Source organism: uncultured Streptomyces sp. (assembly GCF_947488945.1).
Classification (GTDB): Bacteria; Actinomycetota; Actinomycetes; order Streptomycetales; family Streptomycetaceae; genus Streptomyces.
This window is the reverse complement of sequence record NZ_CANLBS010000003.1, coordinates 267,028-286,208: the sequence shown is the minus strand read 5'-3', so window position 1 is coordinate 286,208 and position 19,181 is coordinate 267,028. Positions and strand designations below refer to the sequence as shown.

At 71.5% G+C, this 19,181-nt stretch carries 17 protein-coding genes; 8 read left to right on the top strand and 9 right to left on the bottom strand.

The genetic code is table 11. The features are described 5' to 3' along the window. Positions 1-85: 85 nt before the first annotated feature. Entirely contained in the window at positions 86-1,042 is a 957-nt protein-coding gene (locus Q0994_RS05680; RefSeq protein WP_299529839.1) for a pirin family protein, read from the bottom strand. Between the two features lie 242 nt (positions 1,043-1,284). After that, positions 1,285-1,734 (bottom strand): SseB family protein, encoded by a 450-nt coding sequence (locus Q0994_RS05675; RefSeq protein ID WP_299529837.1) that lies wholly within the window; start codon positions 1,732-1,734, stop codon positions 1,285-1,287. Between the two features lie 167 nt (positions 1,735-1,901). On the opposite strand from Q0994_RS05675, the gene Q0994_RS05670 reads away from it, so the two are divergent. From Q0994_RS05670 to Q0994_RS05660, 3 genes are all read left to right on the top strand, one after another. Beyond that, positions 1,902-3,728, top strand: a complete 1,827-nt coding sequence (locus Q0994_RS05670) for an acyl-CoA dehydrogenase (RefSeq protein WP_299529835.1) — start codon at positions 1,902-1,904, stop codon at positions 3,726-3,728. A gap of 157 nt (positions 3,729-3,885) precedes the next feature. Beyond that, entirely contained in the window at positions 3,886-5,181 is a 1,296-nt protein-coding gene (locus Q0994_RS05665; protein ID WP_299529833.1) for a M18 family aminopeptidase, read from the top strand. A gap of 148 nt (positions 5,182-5,329) precedes the next feature. Continuing rightward, a complete protein-coding gene (locus Q0994_RS05660) occupies positions 5,330-5,554 on the top strand; it encodes a DUF6458 family protein (protein WP_299529831.1) in 225 nt (74 codons plus the stop codon). A 127-nt stretch (positions 5,555-5,681) separates the two neighbouring features. Here Q0994_RS05660 and Q0994_RS05655 read toward each other — a convergent pair whose 3' ends face one another. Both Q0994_RS05655 and Q0994_RS05650 read right to left on the bottom strand, forming a co-directional pair. After that, positions 5,682-7,526, bottom strand: a complete 1,845-nt coding sequence (locus tag Q0994_RS05655) for an NHL domain-containing thioredoxin family protein (protein ID WP_299529829.1) — start codon at positions 7,524-7,526, stop codon at positions 5,682-5,684. Positions 7,527-7,585: 59 nt separating this feature from the next. Continuing rightward, positions 7,586-9,055 carry a hypothetical protein gene (locus Q0994_RS05650; protein WP_299529827.1) on the bottom strand — a complete coding sequence of 490 codons (1,470 nt, stop codon included), beginning with the start codon at positions 9,053-9,055 and terminating at the stop codon, positions 7,586-7,588. Between the two features lie 360 nt (positions 9,056-9,415). Here Q0994_RS05650 and Q0994_RS05645 point away from each other — a divergent pair, with 360 nt between their 5' ends. Further along, positions 9,416-9,907, top strand: a complete 492-nt coding sequence (locus tag Q0994_RS05645) for an LURP-one-related/scramblase family protein (RefSeq protein WP_299529825.1) — start codon at positions 9,416-9,418, stop codon at positions 9,905-9,907. Between the two features lie 97 nt (positions 9,908-10,004). Here the strand turns inward: Q0994_RS05645 and Q0994_RS05640 are convergent, their stop codons facing one another. Continuing rightward, positions 10,005-10,781, bottom strand: a complete 777-nt coding sequence (locus Q0994_RS05640) for a carbon-nitrogen family hydrolase (RefSeq protein WP_299529823.1) — start codon at positions 10,779-10,781, stop codon at positions 10,005-10,007. A 211-nt stretch (positions 10,782-10,992) separates the two neighbouring features. On the opposite strand from Q0994_RS05640, the gene Q0994_RS05635 reads away from it, so the two are divergent. Continuing rightward, positions 10,993-11,817 carry a maleylpyruvate isomerase family mycothiol-dependent enzyme gene (locus Q0994_RS05635; protein ID WP_299529821.1) on the top strand — a complete coding sequence of 275 codons (825 nt, stop codon included), beginning with the start codon at positions 10,993-10,995 and terminating at the stop codon, positions 11,815-11,817. Between the two features lie 132 nt (positions 11,818-11,949). Here the strand turns inward: Q0994_RS05635 and Q0994_RS05630 are convergent, their stop codons facing one another. Continuing rightward, positions 11,950-13,260, bottom strand: coding sequence for a nitrate/nitrite transporter (locus Q0994_RS05630; protein ID WP_299529819.1), 1,311 nt, complete (start codon positions 13,258-13,260; stop codon positions 11,950-11,952). After that, positions 13,257-13,946 carry a GntR family transcriptional regulator gene (locus Q0994_RS05625; protein WP_299529817.1) on the bottom strand — a complete coding sequence of 230 codons (690 nt, stop codon included), beginning with the start codon at positions 13,944-13,946 and terminating at the stop codon, positions 13,257-13,259. The genes Q0994_RS05630 and Q0994_RS05625 overlap by 4 nt, the downstream gene beginning before the upstream one ends. A gap of 338 nt (positions 13,947-14,284) precedes the next feature. On the opposite strand from Q0994_RS05625, the gene Q0994_RS05620 reads away from it, so the two are divergent. Further along, on the top strand, positions 14,285-15,181 hold the full coding sequence (locus tag Q0994_RS05620; RefSeq protein WP_299529815.1) for a D-alanyl-D-alanine carboxypeptidase family protein: 897 nt from the start codon (positions 14,285-14,287) through the stop codon (positions 15,179-15,181). Between the two features lie 151 nt (positions 15,182-15,332). Continuing rightward, positions 15,333-17,345 (top strand): PA14 domain-containing protein, encoded by a 2,013-nt coding sequence (locus tag Q0994_RS05615; protein WP_299529813.1) that lies wholly within the window; start codon positions 15,333-15,335, stop codon positions 17,343-17,345. A gap of 76 nt (positions 17,346-17,421) precedes the next feature. Here the strand turns inward: Q0994_RS05615 and Q0994_RS05610 are convergent, their stop codons facing one another. Both Q0994_RS05610 and Q0994_RS05605 read right to left on the bottom strand, forming a co-directional pair. After that, positions 17,422-17,610 carry a DUF397 domain-containing protein gene (locus Q0994_RS05610; RefSeq protein WP_299529811.1) on the bottom strand — a complete coding sequence of 63 codons (189 nt, stop codon included), beginning with the start codon at positions 17,608-17,610 and terminating at the stop codon, positions 17,422-17,424. A 5-nt stretch (positions 17,611-17,615) separates the two neighbouring features. After that, complete coding sequence (locus tag Q0994_RS05605) at positions 17,616-18,497, bottom strand: helix-turn-helix transcriptional regulator (protein ID WP_299529809.1); 882 nt, start codon at positions 18,495-18,497, stop codon at positions 17,616-17,618. 233 nt (positions 18,498-18,730) lie between these two features. On the opposite strand from Q0994_RS05605, the gene Q0994_RS05600 reads away from it, so the two are divergent. Next, complete coding sequence (locus tag Q0994_RS05600) at positions 18,731-19,174, top strand: ATP-binding protein (protein ID WP_299529807.1); 444 nt, start codon at positions 18,731-18,733, stop codon at positions 19,172-19,174. Positions 19,175-19,181: the final 7 nt, after the last annotated feature.

The window sequence follows — 19,181 nt, the reverse complement described above, 5'->3', positions numbered from 1 at the left end:
GTGTCCCGAGATCGGTGGCGTACGGGTGACGGCCCGTCACCCGCGGTGCGGGGACGGGCCGTCGGGTGGAGCGGCGGGCGCGTGCTCACATGCCGTGGACCGCCGGGACCGAGCCGAGCCGGCCGGCCTGGAAGTCCTCGAAGGCCTGCTTCAGTTCGGCCTGGGTGTTCATGACGAACGGCCCGTAGTGCGCCATCGGCTCGCGGATCGGACGGCCGCCGAGGAGCACGACCTCCAGGTCCGGGGTGTTCCCGTCCTGGCGCTCGTCCGCCCGTACGGTCACCGAGGAACCGGCGCCGAAGACCGCGGTCTGGCCCGTGTGGACCGGCCGGCGCTCGGCGCCGACGGAACCGCGCCCGGCCAGCACGTACGCCAGACCGTTGAAGTCCTCGCGCCACGGCAGGGTCACCTCGGCGCCCGGACGGACGGTGGCGTGGATCATCGTGATCGGCGTGTGGGTGATGCCGGGGCCCTCGTGGCCGTCCAGTTCGCCCGCGATGACCCGGAGCAGCGCGCCGCCGTCGGGGGAGGCGAGGAGCTGGACCTGTCCGCCGCGGATGTCCTGGTAGCGGGGGTTCATCATCTTGTCGGCCTTGGGCAGGTTGACCCAGAGCTGGAGGCCGTGGAACAGACCGCCGGACTGGACCAGCGACTCCGGCGGCGCCTCGATGTGCAGCAGGCCGGACCCGGCGGTCATCCACTGGGTGTCGCCGTTCTCGATGGTGCCGCCGCCACCGTTGGAGTCCTGGTGGATGAAGCTGCCGTCGATCAGGTACGTGACGGTCTCGAAGCCGCGGTGCGGGTGCCAGGGGGTCCCCTTCGGCTCACCGGCCGCGTACTCCACCTCACCCATCTGGTCCATCATGATGAACGGGTCGAGGTGCTTGTAGTTGATCCCGGCGAACGCGCGGCGCACCGGGAAGCCCTCTCCCTCGAAGCCGGACGGCGCGGTCGTGACCGCGAGCACCGGACGGGAGACGGCGTCGCCCGAGGCGGCCACCTTGGGCAGGGTCAGCGGGTTCTCTACGGTCACTGCGGGCATCTGAGCCACCTCCGGGCGAGTGTTCTGACTTCAATTTAGTTGAACAGTGAACATCTTGCAAGGCGTGGAGCATTCCCGTCCGCGCGGAGCGTGGTGGCGGAGGTGGGCGAACGCGCACAGAACGGCCCGTACCGCAGCGCGCGGCACGGGCCGGGTGCACGGCGACGGACGGGGCGGCGAGGGGGGACGGGCAGCGCGCGGCGCGGGCCTTCAGGGCCGCGCCGCCGCCGGGCGGGAGCGGATCAGCCGTACATCCGGCGCATCGCGAAGTCGACCATCTGCTCGACCGCCTTGGCGTCGAAGACCATCCGGTGCTCGCCCTCCATGTCCAGCACGAAGCCGTAGCCCGTCGGCAGCAGATCGATCACCTCGGCCCCGGTGATCACGAAGTACTTCGACTCCTTGCCGGCGTAGCGCCGGAGCTCCTTCAGCGTGGTGAACATGGGGATCACCGGCTGCTGGGTGTTGTGGAGCGCGAGGAAACCGGGGGTGTCGCCGCGCGGGCAGTAGACCTTCGACGTGGCGAAGATCTGCTGGAAGTCCTCGGCGGCCATCGAGCCGGTGGTGAAGGCCCGCACCGCGTCCGCCAGGGACGGCGGCGAGGGCTCGGGGTACAGCGGCTGCTCGCCGTAGCCGCCGCCCATCTGGCCCATCGACTGCTGCGCGCCCGGGGTCTGGTCGTAGCCGTACATGCGGCAAAGAGTAATCGGACACATCTCCGGGTTGAGGGGTTGCGCCTTATTACTGACGGGTAGCATCATCGATGGAGACCGGTGACACACTCCGGCCGACCCGTCGCCCGACCCGCGTCACACCCCGGGGCGCTGCGCGCCACTGCTATTGATTACGGAGCCTTCCCATGGGGCACTACAAGTCGAATCTCCGCGACATCGAGTTCAACCTCTTCGAGGTGCTCGGCCGCGACAAGCTGTACGGCACCGGTCCGTTCGCGGAGATGGACGTCGAGACCGCGAAGAGCATCCTCGACGAGGTCGCCCGCCTCGCCGAGAACGAGCTCGCCGCGTCCTTCTCCGACGCCGACCGCAATCCGCCGGTCTTCGACCCGGAGACCAACACCGCACCGGTCCCGGAGAGCTTCAAGAAGTCGTACCAGGCCTTCATGGACTCCGAGTACTGGCGCCTGGGCCTGCCCGAGGAGATCGGCGGCACCACCTCCCCGCGCTCCCTGATCTGGAGCTACGCGGAGCTGCTGCTCGGCGCCAACCCGGCCGTCTGGATGTACTCCTCCGGCCCGGCCTTCGCCGGCATCCTCTTCACCGAGGGCAACGAGGCGCAGAAGAAGGTCGCCGAGATCGCGGTCGAGAAGCAGTGGGGCTCGACCATGGTGCTCACCGAGCCGGACGCCGGTTCGGACGTCGGCGCCGGTCGCACCAAGGCCGTCCAGCAGGAGGACGGCTCCTGGCACATCGAGGGCGTCAAGCGCTTCATCACCTCGGGCGAGCACGACATGTCCGAGAACATCCTCCACTACGTGCTGGCCCGCCCCGAGGGTGCCGGACCGGGCACCAAGGGCCTGTCGCTCTTCCTCGTCCCGAAGTACCACTTCGACTGGGAGACCGGCGAGCTGGGCGAGCGCAACGGCGTCTACGCCACCAACGTCGAGCACAAGATGGGCCTCAAGGCCTCCAACACCTGCGAGATGACCTTCGGCGACCAGCACCCCGCCAAGGGCTGGCTGATCGGCGACAAGCACGACGGCATCCGCCAGATGTTCATGATCATCGAGTTCGCCCGCATGATGGTCGGCACGAAGGCCATCGCGACGCTCTCGACCGGCTACCTCAACGCGCTGGAGTACGCCAAGGAGCGCGTCCAGGGCTCGGACCTGTCGCAGTTCATGGACAAGACCGCCCCCAAGGTCACCATCACGCACCACCCCGACGTGCGCCGCTCGCTGATGACGCAGAAGGCGTACGCCGAGGGCATGCGCTCGCTGGTGCTCTACACCGCCTCCGTCCAGGACGCGATCCAGGTCAAGGAGGCGGCCGGCGAGGACGCCAAGGCGCTCAACGGCCTCAACGACCTGCTGCTCCCGATCGTCAAGGGCTACGGCTCGGAGCGCTCCTACGAGCAGCTCGCGCAGTCGCTCCAGACCTTCGGCGGCTCCGGGTACCTCCAGGAGTACCCGATCGAGCAGTACATCCGGGACGCCAAGATCGACACCCTCTACGAGGGCACCACCGCCATCCAGGGCCAGGACTTCTTCTTCCGGAAGATCGTCCGCGACCAGGGCGCCTCGCTCAACACCCTCTCCGAGGAGATCAAGAAGTTCCTCGCCGAGGCCCAGGGCAACGACGAGCTCGCGGGTTCGCTCGACTCGCTCGCCAAGGCCGCGGTGGACCTGGAGGCGATCGTCGGCACGATGATCACCGACCTCACCGCCACCGGCGAGGACGTGAAGAGCATCTACAAGGTGGGCCTCAACACCACCCGCCTGCTGATGGTCTCCGGCGACGTCGTCGTCGGCTACCTGCTCCTCAAGGGCGCCGCCGTGGCCGCCGAGAAGCTGCCCACCGCCACCGGCAAGGACGTCGCCTTCTACCAGGGCAAGATCGCGGCCGCGAAGTTCTTCGCCGCCAACGTCCTGCCCGGCGTCTCCGCCGAGCGCGCGCTCGCGGAGCACGTCGACGGCTCCCTCATGGAGCTGGACGAAGCCGCCTTCTAGTCAGGCCCTGGCCCGCCCGCGCCACCGCGCGGACGGCGCGCACCGGTCCGGCACGGCCCGCCCCCCGACACGCACGGGGGGCGGGCCGTCCTCGTTCGCGGCCGTTCCGCAGGACGAGGGTGAATCGTGCCCGCACGCCGTCGATACAGTGAAGAGCATGAGTGCTCCCCTCCGCTTCGACCGCGGGCTCACCGACGACCTGATGTCCTTCCTGGCGGCGAGCCCGTCGCCCTACCATGCCGTCGCCAACGCGGCCGCCCGTCTGGAGAAGGCAGGGTTCCGTCAGGTCGAGGAGACCGCGGCCTGGGACGGCACCAGCGGCGGCAAGTACGTCCTGCGCGGCGGCGCGATCGTGGCCTGGTACGTCCCCGAGGGCGCCGCCGCGCACACCCCGTTCCGCATCGTCGGCGCCCACACCGACTCCCCCAACCTGCGCGTCAAGCCGCTGCCCGACACCGGTGCGCACGGCTGGCGGCAGGTCGCCGTCGAGATCTACGGCGGCACGCTCCTCAACACCTGGCTCGACCGGGACCTCGGCATCGCCGGCCGGCTCTCCCTGCGCGACGGCACCGACGTGCTGGTCAGCGTCGACCGCCCGCTGCTGCGGGTGCCGCAGCTCGCCGTCCACCTGGACCGCTCGGCCAACGACGGCCTCAAGCTGGACCGGCAGAAGCACATGCAGCCGATCTGGGGTCTCGGCCGCGTCGAGGAGGGCGACCTGATCCGCTTCGTCGCCGACGAGGCCGGAGTCGACCCCGAGGACGTCACCGGCTGGGACCTGATGGCGCACGCCGTGGAGAAGCCCGCCTACCTCGGCCGCGACCGTGAGCTGGTCGCCGGCCCCCGCATGGACAACCTGCTCTCCGTGCACGCCGGCACCGCCGCGCTGACCGCCGTCGCCGCGCAGCCGGACGCGGACCTGCCGTACATCCCGGTGCTCGCCGCGTTCGACCACGAGGAGAACGGCTCCCAGTCCGACACCGGCGCCGACGGCCCGCTCCTCGGCACCGTGCTGGAACGCTCGGTCTTCGCCCGCGGCGGCACCTTCGAGGACCGCGCCCGCGCCTTCGCCGGGACCGTCTGCCTCTCCTCCGACACCGGCCACGCCGTGCACCCCAACTACGCCGAGCGCCACGACCCGACCCACCACCCGGTGGTCAACGGCGGTCCGATCCTCAAGGTCAACGTCAACATGCGGTACGCCACCGACGGCGGCGGCCGGTCCGTGTTCGCCGCCGCCTGCGAGCGGGCCGGGGTGCCGTGGCAGACGTTCGTCTCCAACAACTCCATGCCCTGCGGCACCACGATCGGCCCGATCACCGCCGCCCGGCACGGCATCAAGACCGTGGACATCGGCGTGGCCATCCTGTCGATGCACAGCGCCCGCGAGCTGTGCGGCGCCGACGACCCGCACCTGCTCGCCGGGGCCCTCGCCGCGTTCCTGGCCGGCTGAGCCACCGCCAACCCCGCCCGGCCCGACGCCCGCTGACCCGGCGTCGGGCCGAAACCCCTTGGAACACGGGGGACATGCTCCGCGCGGACCCGGGTACCCGATCCGTACACGGGCCCGGAGTCACCGGGTCTTCGAGGAGGCGGAACCCATGGGACTCGGCGGCTGCATCGCCCTCATCGGAATCGGCGCGATACTCGCGTTCGCCACCGATTGGCAGATGGACTCGGTCAATGTCGACCTGGTCGGCTGGATCATGATGCTCGTCGGCCTGATCGGGGTCTTCGTGTACGTGAGCATCGCGCGGCGCCGCCGCATGATCGTGCCGCCCACCACGACCACGGTCATTCCGGAGGAGGAGCGCCGCTACCCGTGAACGTAGCGACACGCGACCCGATCCACGCGAGAAGGCCCTGACGAGCACCGGTCGAGATCCGGCGCCCGTCAGGGCCTTTCAAGTTCATCGGGCCGTTCGGTGCGCGAAGCGCCGTCCGGCCCGCCGGTCAGCCCTCGTCCATCCCGGCGAGGACCAGCGGCAGCCGCGAAGCGCCGTCCGGCGCCACCCGCACCGGCACGCCCCAGTCCTGCTGGTGCACGTGGCAGGCCGGGTACTCGTTGGCCGGGTCGTCGTCGCAGGACGCCGCCATCGCGGACACGTGCAGCACGCCCTCGGTGACGCCGTCGGCCAGCACCAGGTCACGGCCCAGGTCGGTGCCCTGCCCCGCCCCCTCGGCCAGCAGCTCCGGCGGGGTCGAGGAGACCAGCAGCCGGGTGGACGGGCCGTAGCGGACGTCCAGCTTCTGGCCGGCGGGCGCCTGGAACACCACGTCGAGCCGGAGCGCGCCCGGCGCCACCTCGGTGGCGGCGCGCTGCGTGCGGTGCGCCCGGTCCGCGACCCGCACCGCCTCCTCGGGCAGCCGCAGCCGGGTCAGCCGGTGCCGGGCCGACTCCACGACCACCAGGTCGCCGTCGACCAGCACCGCGTCGCTCGGCTCGCGCAGGTCGGTGGCGAGCGTGGTCACCTCGTCGGTCGCCGGGTCGTACCGGCGCAGCGCGTGGTTGTACGTGTCGCAGACCGCCACGGACCCGTCGGGCAGCGCGGTGACGCCCAGCGGATGCTGGAACAGCGCCTGCCCGGCCGCGCCGTCGCGGTGGCCGAAGTCGAAGAGGCCGGTGCCCACCGCCGTGCGGACCCGGCCGTCCCGGTCCACGTACCGCAGCGCGGAGGACTCCGAGTCGGCCAGCCACAGCCGCTCTCCGTCGGCGGAGACGGCGAGGCCGGACGGCTGGGCGAACCAGGCCTCGGCCGCCGGGCCGTCGAGCAGCCCTTCGTTGGTGGTGCCCGCCGCGACGGCGACCGTGCCGTCGGCCGGGTCGTACGCCCAGAGCTGGTGGACGCCGGCCATGGCGATCCAGAGCCGGTCGCCGAACCAGGCGACGTCCCACGGGGAGGACAGGTCCACCTCGCACGCCGGGCCGGAGACCGGGCCGCCCTGCCACCACTGGCGGCCGGTGCCCGCGAGGGTCGTGGTGAGGCCGGTCTCCGGGTCCAGGGCGCGGATCGCGTGGTTCACCGTGTCCGCGACGGCGATCCGGCCGTCCGGCAGCGCCACGAGCCCCTGCGGCTCGCTGAACCGGGCCTCCTGGGGGCCGCCGTCCGCGAAGCCCCGCTCGCCGGCCCCGAAGCTCCGCCGGACCGTCTCGCCGTCGGCGTCCAGCTCGACCAGCCGGTGCCGGGTGGTGTCGGAGACCAGGAAGCCGCCGTCCGGCAGCAGCAGTGCCTTGCCCGGGAACCGCAGGTGCGTGGCGACCGGCTCGGGGGCGACGTACGGGCCGTCGCCGCGCCGCAGGGTGCCCTTGGCGGCGTGCTCCGCCTCCAGCTCGCCGACCAGCTTCTCGATGGCGTGGGCGTGCCCCTCGCCCGCGTGCTGGGCGACGACGTACCCCTCCGGATCCACCACCACCAGCGTCGGCCAGGCCCGGACGGCGTACTGCTTCCAGGTCGCCAGCTCGGGGTCGTCGAGGACCGGGTGGTGCACCTCGTAGCGCTCGACCGCGTCCACGACGGCCTGGTGCTCCGCCTCGTGCACGAACTTCGGCGAGTGCACGCCGATGATCACCACGGTGTCGCGGTGCTTCTCCTCCAGTTCGCGCAGCTCGTCCAGGACGTGCAGGCAGTTCACGCAGCAGAAGGTCCAGAAGTCGAGAATCACGATCCGGCCGCGCAGGTCGGCGAGGGTGTACGACCGGTCGCCCGTGTTCAGCCAGCCGCCCTTGCCGATCAGCTCGGGGGCTCGTACACGGGCACGGCGGGGCGCGGGGGTGGGCGCCGGGGCAGCATCGTTCATGGGTCCAAGGGTGCCACCCGGGCGCGACGAACCCCTGCTCAGGGCCGTGCGGGGCACGGTCAGTCCGCCGTGATCCGCAGCACTCCGGTGACGGTGCCCTGGAGGTAGGAGCCGTCCGGGGCGACGGTGCCTGCCATCTGAAGGGTGTCGTAGAGGGAACCGACGCCGACCAGCTTGGACCGGGTCACCTTGCCGGTGGCGGGGTCGATCTCCGCGTACCGGTACGGGTCCAGCAGGCTGGTCCCCCTGGTCCCCGGTATGACCGGGTCGCGCAGCACGGTGCGGAGCCTGCCGTCCGCGGTGGACAGCTTGGGCACGGCGGCCGAGCGCAGGGCGTTGTCCCAGACCGGGTCGCAGCCGCTGCCGTCGGCCCGGACGTCGATCCGGGTGAGACCGCCCGCGAAGTCCGCCGAGGCGGGCACACTGGCGCCCGCGCCGTCGGGCACGGCCGGGTAGGGGTAGCCGTAGGTGCCGGCGACGAAGACGCTGCGGCCCGCCCCGACCGGCGAGTTCTCGCTGCCGGGGCCGCCTGCCGCGACCAGCACCGGTACCGAGCAGACGGTGGCGCCGTCCGAGGTGCGGTAGACGTGCAGCCGGACGGTGGAGTCGGCGTTGTCCACGATCGTCACGTAGTCGGTGCCGTCCGTGGGCCCGAAGAAGGTGGGGGTGGAACCGCTGCCCCAGCTCAACAGGCCCGGCTTGCGCGCCTGCCCCCGGTCGTACGCCTGCCGCCAGACGGTCTTCGGGGTTCCGTCGGCCGCCGCGGTGAGCAGGTAGGTGGCGTGGGTGGTGGTGACCGCGGTCCCCTGCGGGGCGGTCGAGATGCTGTTGGCGATCCTCTCCCCGGCGGGCAGCGCCAGGGTGCGGACCGTCCCGGTGGTGTCGTCGGCGGTGCCCACCACGCCCCCGCCGGTGGCGAACCAGACGCGTCCGCGCCAGTCGGGCGAGAGTCCGGTGACGGCGTCGTCGGCGGGGACCGCGGCGGCGAGCGAGAGGCTGCTGTCGACGCTCAGCCGCCAGGCGCCGGCGGCGTCGCGGTGGTGTCCGATCCGCAGCAGGGAGCGGCTCCCGTCCACCACGACGAGCCGGTCGTCCTGGTCGATGTAGGCGTAGACGCCGCCGAGCAGCGACCCCTTGGTGAGGGCGAGGGAGGTGAGCGAGGCGCCGGTGTCCGGGTCCAGCAGGTGCACGGTCGGCACCTGGCCGAGGATCGGCGTGCACAGGGCCACCGGGTAGCCGTCCGCGCCGACGAGGATCGTCGGGCAGGCGGAGAACAGCCCGGTCCTGGCGGAGGAGAGGCTTCCGGCGCCCGGACCCGCCAGCGGGGTGGTGTCGGAGGAGCCGGTGTCGCCGTGCATGGTCGCGGTGCCGACCGGACCGGCGTACGGATGGGCCGGCGGCACGGGGGTGTACGGGGAGCCGGACGCGGCATCGGCCGGAGTCCCGGCCACCAGCAGGGCGCCGACCACCCAGGCGGTGGCGGCGGGGAGGAGCCGGCGCGCGACGGCGCGGCGAGGGGTGGGGGGCATGGGGGGACTCCTCCTGGACGACGGCTCCGCCTGGTGGCGCGAGAACCGGATCATCGTCACGCCGGGGCGGGCCGCACTCCATGCACGGAGCATGAAAACCCTGTGAAGCGGAGCCGGGCGGTCTCGCGGGGTCCCGTGCGTCCCGCGTACACCTCCGCGTGCGGCCGACCGCCGCCTCCCGGTCCGGGCCGTTCGCCGCTTGCCGGTCCGGGCCGTCCGTCGCTTGCCGGTCCGGCCGTTCACCACTTCCCGGTCCGGCCGTTCGCCGCTTGCCGGTCCGGGCCGTCCGTCGCTTGCCGGTCCGGGCCGTCCGTCGCGTCGTGCGGGCGTCGGGGGAGCGGCTCGGGGAACCTGTCGTCCATGAGACTTCTCGTGCGGGAACGCCTGTTCGCGATCGGCGACGACTACTGGATCGAGGACACCGAGGGCCGCAAGGTCTTCCTGGTGGACGGCAAGGCCATGCGCGTGCGCGACACCTTCGAACTGAAGGACGCGCACGGCCGGGTGGTGATCGAACTGCGGCAGAAACTGCTCAGCCTCCGCGACACGATGATCATCGAGCGGGAGGGCGAGGAGCTGGCCCGGGTCAAGCGGAAGCGGCTGTCCCTGCTGCGCAACCACTACCGGGTCACGCTGGTGGACGGCACCGAACTGGACGTCAGCGGCAAGATCCTCGACCGCGAGTTCGCCGTCGACTACGACGGCGAACTGCTGGCCCGGATCTCCCGGCGCCGGCTGACGCTGCGGGACACCTACGGCATCGACATCGTCCGCGAGGACGCGGACGCGGCGCTGCTCGTCGCGGTGGCGATGTGCGTGGTCGTCCTCGCCGAGAAGGAGGGGGAGGACTGACTCCGCCGGGCCGCCCGCTCAGGAACCGCCGGTGCGGGCCCCGCCCACGGAATGACCACGGGGGCGGACCGGCCGCGGGCTCTGACGCCGCGCGGCCTCAGAGCCTGCGGTCCTTGAGGGCCGGGAACTGCTCACGGGTCCGTGCCACCTTCGCCGGGTCGAACTCCACGGTCAGCACCTCCTCGGCCGCGCCCGCCTCGGCCAGCACCTCGCCCCAGGGATCGACCACGATGCTGTGGGCGGCCTGCGGGACGTCGGCATGCGTACCGGCGGTGCCCACGGCGAGCACGTACGCCTGGTTCTCCACGGCGCGGGCACGGGCCAGCAGCGTCCAGTGGCCCCGGCGGCGCTCCGGCCAGCCCGCCGAGACCACCAGGGTCTCGGCGCCGGCGTCCACCAGCCCCCGGAACAGCTCGGGGAAGCGCAGGTCGTAGCAGGTGGCGAGGCCCAGTGTGGTCTCCGGCAGCGGCACGGTCACCAGGGTGTCGCCCGCGCTCATCAGGACCGCCTCGCCCTTGTCGAACCCGAAGCGGTGGATCTTCCGGTAGGCCGCGACCCGCTCGCCGCGCGGGTCGAAGACGAGGGCGGTGTTGTACAGGTCGCCGTCCTCGCCGCGCTCCACGATGGATCCGGCGTGCAGCCACACCCCGGCCGCCGCGGCGGCCTCCGCCATCGCGCGGTGGGTGGGTCCTTCGAGGGGTTCGGCCCCGTCCTCGAAGGCGGTGTAGGCGAAGGCGCCGACCGGCCAGAGCTCGGGCAGCACCACCAGATCGGCCGTCCCCCGCTGCGCGACGACCAGTGAAGCCGCGCGCTCCCTACGAGAATTGACGGATTCGTCCGGGTTTACCGCGATCTGGATCAGCGAGGCGTGCACACTACCACCGTCCTGGCAATCGAGCTGTCCACACCGGCCTACGATCGTCACACGAAAGCACTGCCGGGGTGCCTGCTCGCAGCGTAACTTGGACCTTTCCGAAGGAACGAACCTCCCACGCAGCTCGCCCGACAGCGTCGTCAGCCACCGGCCCACCCGCCGGCAACTCCCGCTCTCAGCCCATGTACCGCAGAACCGCACGAGGGGTCCCGTGACCGTCCATCCCAGCCTGCAGACCTACGCCGACGCCTGGACCCACTCCATCGAGTCGATAACGGAGCTGGTCACCCCACTCGCGGAGGGGGAGTGGAACCGCCGTACGCCGTGCCCCGGCTGGTCGGTCCGCGACATCGTCTCGCACGTCATCGGCATGGAGTGCGAACAGCTCGGCGACCCCCGCCCGATCCACTCGCTGCCGCGCGACCTCTACCACGTGCAGAACGACATCCAGCGCTACATGGAGATGCAGGTCGACGTCCGGCGCCACCACACCGCGCCCGAGATGACGTCCGAGCTGGAGTACACGGTCATCCGCCGCGCCCGGCAGCTGCGCAACGAGTCGCGCGCCCCCGAGACGATGGTCCGGGCGCCGCTCGGCACCGAGCAGACCCTCGACCTGGCGCTGCACCTGCGCGCCTTCGACGTCTGGGTGCACGAGCAGGACCTGCGCACCGCGCTCGGCCACCCCGGCAACCTGGACTCCCCCGGCGCCCTCGTCGCCCGCGACACGCTGCTCGCGCGTCTGCCCAAGGTGGTCGCCAAGGACGCCGGAGCCCCGGCCAACTCGGCGATCGTCCTCGACGTGCACGGCCCGCTGGAGTTCCTGCGGACCGTGCGGGTCGACGCGGAGGGCCGGGGCTCGATCGACGGCTCCCCCTCGCTGGGCCCCGCCGTGACCCTGGCGATGGACTGGGAGACGTACTACCGGCTCGCCTGCGGCCGGGTACGCCCCTCGGCGGTGGCCGACCGCCTCAAGGTCGAGGGCGACGAGGACCTGGCCGCCGCGATCCTGCACCACTTCGCCGTCACCCCGTAGCCACGCGGCCCACACCCGGCGGCGCCCGTCCCGGACCGGTCCGCCCCGGACCGTGCGCGACGGGGCGCCCGGCCGACGCGTCACGCGATGTTTCACGTGGAACACGGAGCGTACGGGGCGGTGCCGCCCGGCTCACACCGGCACGTGCACCGCTTCGACCCTGCTGACCACGTGGTGCTCGCGTTCCCTGGCCGCCGCCCTCCCCCGCAGGCGCAGGATCTGTACGACGCCGAGCGCCTCCAGGAAGAAGACCGAGGCGAAGGCGACGCGGTAGTCCTGGCCGGTCGCGTCCAGCAGGACGCCGATCAGGAACAGCGTGGTCATCGAGGCGACGAAGCCGCCCATGTTCACGATGCCGGAGGCGGTGCCCTGCCGCTCCGGCGGGTTGGCGGGCCGGGCGAAGTCGAAGCCGATCATCGAGGCCGGGCCGCAGGCGCCGAGGACCACGCACAGCACGACGAGCAGCCACATCGGCGCGTGGGCGCCGGGGTAGAAGATCGTCGAGGCCCAGAGCAGCGCGGTCAGCGCCACGGTGCCGAGTGCCAGCGGGGCGCGGGCCGCGTGGCTGCGGGCGATGACCTGCCCGTAGACCAGGCCCACCGCCATGTTGGAGAGCACCACGAGGGTGAGCAGGGTGCCGGCGGCCTCCCGGCTGAGCCCCTGGGACTCCACCAGGAACGGCAGCCCCCACAGCAGCAGGAACACCATCGCGGGGAACTGGGTGGTGAAGTGCACCCACAGCCCGAGCCGGGTGCCGGGCTCCCGCCAGGAGGCCGCGATCTGCTTGCGGACGTAGGCGGCCCCGGCGTGCTCGGCGGGCGGCGGGGCGTGGCCCTCCGGGTGGTCCTTGAGGAAGAGCAGCAGCAGGACCAGCACCACGACGCCGGCCAGCGCGCTGCCCGCGAAGGTCGTGGTCCAGCCGAGGCCGTGCAGCGCCCGCGCGATGAAGAGGGTCGAGACCAGGTTGCCGGCCATCCCGAAGAGAGCGGCGATCTGGCTGATCATGGGGCCGCGCCGGGCGGGGAACCAACGGGTGCCGAGCCGCAGCACGCTGATGAACGTCATCGCGTCGCCGCATCCCAGCAGGGCCCGGGAGGCCAGCGCCGTCCCGTAGGAGGGGGAGAGCGCGAAGCCGAGCTGGCCGAGGGTGAACAGGACGGCCCCGATGGTGAGGACCTTCTTGGTGCCGAGCCGGTCGACCATCAGTCCGACGGGTATCTGCATGCCGGCGTAGACGAGGAGCTGGAGGATGGAGAAGGTCGACAGGGCCGAGGCGTTGACGTCGAACCGGTCGGCGGCGTCGAGCCCCGCGACCCCCAGGCTGGTGCGGAAGATGATCGCGACGAAGTAGACCGCGACGCCGATGCCCCAGATCCGGACGGCACGGCTGCCACCGGGCGGGTCGCCGGGCAGGGCCAGGGTGGGCGAGATGCCGGAGCTCATCGGTCCTCACCCCGCACCAGCACCCTGACCCGGCCGACGTGGCGCCGTACGACCTGGGCCGCCGCCTCCGCGTCGCCGGAGCGGATCGCGTCCAGCAGTTCGGCGTGCTCGGTGATGTTGGCCTCGATCCTGCCCGGGTGGGCCTCCATCACGGCGACGCCCATGCGGAGTTGCCGGTCGCGGAGCTGGTCGTAGAGGCGGGAGAGGATCTGGTTGCCGGCGTCCCGGACGATCTCCGCGTGGAAGCAGCGGTCGGCGACGGAGACCGCCGCCAGGTCGCCTTCCTCGGCGAGAGTGCGCTGCTTCTCCAGCAGCTCTTCGAGCCGGGCGATCAGCCGGGGCGAGGCCGGCACCGCCTTGCGCGCGGCGAACTCCTCGACCAGCAACCGGGTCTCGACCACGTCCGCGATCTCCTGGGCGGAGACGGCGAGGACGAGGGCGCCCTTCTTGGGATAGAGCTTGATCAGCCCCTCCACCTCCAGCCGGAGCAGCGCCTCGCGCACCGGGGTCCGCGACACCCCCACTGCTTCGGCGAGGTCGCCCTCGGTCAGCAGGGTGCCGCCCTCGTAGCGGCGGTCGAGGACCGCCTCCTTCACGTGCGCGTAGACCCGCTCGGCGGCGGGCGGCGGTTTCGGGGCGGTGCGGGCGGGCGGCGTCGCGGCGGCGGCAGGGGGTGCGGCAGGCATGCGCACAGCATAGATACAACATGGACGCATTGTCCCTGCGGTCCGGGATCCGGACGGTCGGGCGGCGATTTCGCGCCACAAGGCCCGCCGAGCACCCCTTTTCGGCCATGCACCCGCAAGGCCGCCCCACGTCCGGGAGTCCCGCCGCCCGTCAGGGGCACCCGCGCTCCGGGGTCCGCCGGGCCCCTGCGGCCGGCTGCGCGGCCGCCCCGCCGGGCCCGCTCGCCCCGTCTCCGTAATTCGTCCCGTCTCGCGCACATCCATCCGGACGTCTCAGGAGTCTCACCACCGAGCGGCACCCATGTGGCCGCATTCCAGTGGCATTTGGAGCGTTTACGTTGATCTACGGCATTTCGGGAATACGCCGGGCCTCGGTCGCCACCGTGGTCTCCCTGACGGCGGGTGCCGTCATCGCGGGCGGAGCGCTCGGCTCCACCGCCCAGGCCGCCGTCGCAACGCCCACGATCGCCGCCAAGGGCGGCTTCGTCATGAACAACGGCACGGCCAAGAGTCTGTACGCCAAGGCGGCGGACACCCGCCGCGCCACCGGCTCCACCACCAAGATCATGACGGCCAAGGTGGTCCTGGAGCAGAAGAACCTGAACCTGGACAGCAAGGTCACCATCCAGAAGGCGTACAGCGACTACATCGTCGCCAAGGGCGCCTCCTCCGCCCGGCTGATCGTCGGCGACAAGGTGACCGTCCGCCAGCTCCTGTACGGCCTGATGCTGCCGTCCGGCTGCGACGCGGCGTACGCGCTGGCCGACAAGTTCGGGTCCGGCACGACCCGCGCGGCCCGCACCAAGTCGTTCATCGCCAAGATGAACGCCTCGGCGAAGTCGCTCGGCCTGAAGAACACGCACTTCGACTCGTTCGACGGCATAAGCAACGGATCGAACTACTCGACCCCGCGCGACCTGACGAAGATCGCGTCCAGCGCGATGAAGAACTCCACCTTCCGCACCGTCGTCAAGACCAAGTCGACGACGCAGAAGGTCGTCACCAAGTCCGGCGGCGCCCGCAACATGGCGTGGACCAACACCAACAAGATGCTCAGCAGCTACAGCGGCGCCATCGGGGTCAAGACCGGCTCCGGCAGCGTCGCCAAGTACTGCCTGGTCTTCGCCGCCACCCGCAACGGCAAGACGATCATCGGCGCGGTGCTCGCCTCCACCTCGGAGACCACCCGCACGTCGGACATGAAGAAGATCATCGACTACGGCTTCAAGAAGTAACACCCGTACGTCGCACGCCGGGAGGGGCTCCGCACCGCGGGGCCCCTCCCGGACTCTCGCCGTGCGGCGGTCCCCGCCGCCACGGCCCCGACCGCTGTCACCCGCCCCGTCCCCGTTCCTGTTCCTGTTCCCCGAAAGGTCGCCCCGCCCCGTGACCATCCCGTCCCGCGCGCGACTGCGTTCCGTCGCCGCGCTGTCGGTCGCCGCCACCTCCTGCTCGCTGCTCACCGTGGCCACGGCCGCTCCGGCCGCAGCAGCCACGGCGGCCTGCTCGTCGCCGAACTTCACGCGGCAGTTCTTCGCCAACACCGCCTTCTCCGGCACCTCGAAGAAGACGGACTGCGACAACGCGATCAGCCAGACCTGGACCGGCGCCCCGGTCTCCGGCATCCCCTCGGACAACTTCGGCGTCCGCTGGTCGGTGACCCGCGACTTCGGCTCCGGCGGTCCCTTCGCCCTGTCCGCCTCCGCCATCGACGGCGTCCGCGTCTACCTCGACGGCAAGCGGAAGATCGACGTCTGGAAGAACGGCTCCGCCACGGTGTCGAAGTCGGTCAACCTGACGATCCCGTCCGGCAAGCACACCCTGCGCGTCGACTACGTCAACTGGACGGGCACCGCGAAGGTCGTCTTCGGATACGCGCCCCGCACCTCCAAGACGGTCGACAAGGTCAAGCCGCTCCAGCCGACCGGCGTGAAGCTCGCGCTGGACACCGCCACCGCCCAGGCGAAGATGAGCTGGACGGCCAACAGGGAGATGGACCTGGCCGGTTACCGGGTCTACCGCCGGCTGAAGGACACCACCGCCTACACCCTGGTGAAGACGACCACGGCGACCTCCTGGGCGGGCCTCACCCCGGAGGCCGGCAAGACCTACTACTTCGAGGTCCGCGCCTACGACAAGGCGGGCAACACCTCCACCGGCAGCGTCGACGCCCCGGTGACCGCCCCCGCGATGACGACTCCGGCCGGCTTCACGGCGACCGGCACGGACACCGGGATCAAGCTGGCCTGGAAGGCCGTCACGGGAGCGACCCGGTACCGCCTGGCGGGCACCGGCCCCTCCGGAGCGACGAGCAACCGCTATGTGACCGGCACCGGTTACACGGACACCGCCGTCGCCCGCTCGGCCGACTGGCAGTACCGGATCGCCGCGGTGGACGGGGCGGGACGCACCTCCGCGTACACCTCCGCCACCGACCGCGCCGCCCTCGCCCACCGGCTGGTCGCGGCGCCGCACGGACTCACCGCGGCACCGGCCGCATCGGCGGTCACGCTGAGCTGGTACAAGGAAGCCCAGGACGGCCGCGTCGCCGGCTACCGCGTCTACCGCTCCGAGACCCTGCCGGTGAACACCACGACGGCTCCCGCGGCCTGCACCCCGGTCCCCGCCCCCGCCGCGGACGGCCGGACCGGATACACCTGCACCGACCGGTCCATCCGGTCGGGGACGACGTACCACTACGTCGTGAAGGCGTACGACGGCGCGGCCAAGGAGTCGGTCGCCACCCCGGCCGTCACCGCCACCACGGCCGCCGAGGACTACACCCCGCCGGCCCCCGTCACCGATCTCACCGCCGAGGCCACGGACTACGGTGTCGAGCTCCGCTGGAAGAACGGCTCCGAACCCGACATCGCACGTCAGCGGGTCCTGATCGGCGAGCTGGTCACCGACGAGGAGGAGGGCACCTCGGTCTGCTACGCGGTCTCGTCCGAGTACGTGGGGCCCGCCGCCGGCTCCTACCGTGACGTCCGGCTGCCGGACGGCGAGGAGCGCTGCTACTTCGTCGACGTGCAGGACACCTCGGGCAACAACAGCATGCGGGACCCGGAGGCCAATCCCGTCGTGGTCGTCACCGAACGGGACCTGACGCCCACCGTCGGGACCCCGGAGGGCTCCCCGCTCACGGTGACCGCGGACCGGTCCGACGGCGGCGGGGCAGCCCTGTCCTGGAACGCCGCGCCCGGCGCCACCGGCTACCTGGTCCACCGCTGGAACCCGGCCACCTCCGCGTACGAGCGGATCGCCTCCTCCGACACCACCTCGTACACCGACGCCACGGCGACGGCGGGCACCACGCACTTCTACCGCGTGACCGCCGTGTACGAAGACGGCGCCGAGTCCGTCCCCGGCACGGCGTACGCGGTGCTGCCGCCGGCGTAGTCCGGTCGGCGGGACGCACCCGCGACGGAAAAGGGGCGGCACGGTGGACCTCCACCGTGCCGCCCTTCGCGTGCCCTCAGCCCTGCTCGCACACACCCGCCCGGAACGCCTCCCAGGCGGCGGGGGTGACGACGAGGACGGGGCCGGAGGAGCGCTTGGAGTCGCGGAGAGCGACGGCACCGGGGATGTTGCGGGCGACCTCGACGCATTCCTGACCCGCGTTGCCCCCGCTGTAGCTGGACCTGACGAACTCGTATCCAGGCATGCGGCCTACAGCTCCTTGACGATCTCGTGGATGAGTCCGGCCGAGCTGCGCTGAGCCAACGCGAGACGCGTCATGCGGTCGAACAGAGTCTGGTGACGATCAGCGTCGTCATCGCTCTCCAGCCAGAGCGTCGAGGACGTGGTGTCCATGTGCACCACGTCCAACGCTCCCGGCTCGGCGAACGAGACGATGGTGAAGGCGCTGGTCATGCCTGGATGGGCACCTGCGATGTAGGGCATGACCTGCAGCTTGACGTTCGGCTGACGGCTCATCTCGATGAGGTGGCCGAGCTGTTCACGCATCACCTGCTGTCCGCCGACCAGTTGGCGCAGAGCCCCTTCGTGCACGACTGCCCACAGTTCGAGCGGGTTGTCCCCGCCCAACCGGGCCTGACGGGCCATGCGGGACTCGACGAAGGGTTCGATCTCGTCAGGATCCTTCCAAGAGCCGTTGCCCACGGCAAGCGCCCTCGCGTAGTCCGGTGTCTGCAACAGGCCGGGCACGATCGCGAGCTGCCAGGTGCGGAGCGCCGTGGCGATGTCCTCCAGAGCCACGTACTCCGCCATGGACTCGAGTCCGGGGTACTGGTTCCACCATCCGCTCGCCTTCCGCCTCTCACGGTCAGCCTTGGCGACAGCCAGAAGCCTTCCGACCACGACGGGATCGACTTCTCCGTAGAGGTGGCAGAGAGCCCGGACATCGGGGTCCCGTATCGGCACCAGGCCCCGTTCGATCTTGGCCACCTTGGCGACCGAAGCCGTCAGCGCCTCAGCGGCGTGCGATTGCCGCAACGAGCGTGCCTCCCGCAGTCGCAACAGCTCACCGCCGAGACGGCGCCCGAGCACGGTCGAAACCGTGCGTCCCCGGTCCGGACTGTTACCTGCCACGACGTACCCCTCCCACTGAATCGCCCCAGTCTGAGACCCCTCCCCATCGAACACCAACTAGGGCAGAGAATTTTCTGCCCGAACAGCTTGCTGCCCGCACATCGACACCACTACCGTCTGTCTCACCCCGCTTGCACAGCGGAATCATCCGGCGGAAGTGCACCGGCCTGCCCTGCCCGCACGCAGACGCACGCGCGACATCGCCACCGCCCACATCCAGGAGGCGTGCGTCCATGACCGCAACCGAACCCCGGCGTGTACCGCCGCAGTTGCTCCGCGAGGACCGGGTCAGCTACACCCCGACCGCGCACAGCGTGACCATGGCCCGGCAGCGTGCCGCGCGGCTGGTCGGGCAGTGGGGGCATCCTCTGTCGGCCGCCGACGCCGGGCTGCTGGTCAGCGAGTTGACGACCAACGCGCTGCTGCACGGCGCGGTCAGGGGCCGCTTGATCCGGGTGCACCTCATGCTCACCGCGGCCCTCCTGCGCATCGAGGTCACCGATCCGCGCGGGGAGCGGCTGCCCCATCTGCGGCGGATCGCTCCGGACGATCCCTACGGACGCGGCCTGATCATCGTCGACCGGATCGCCGACGACTGGGGCGTGGAGCAGTGCACGGTGGGCAAGGCGGTCTTCGCGGAGCTGAACCTCCGCAGGAACCTCCCGGCCCCCGTCTGAGCGCAGC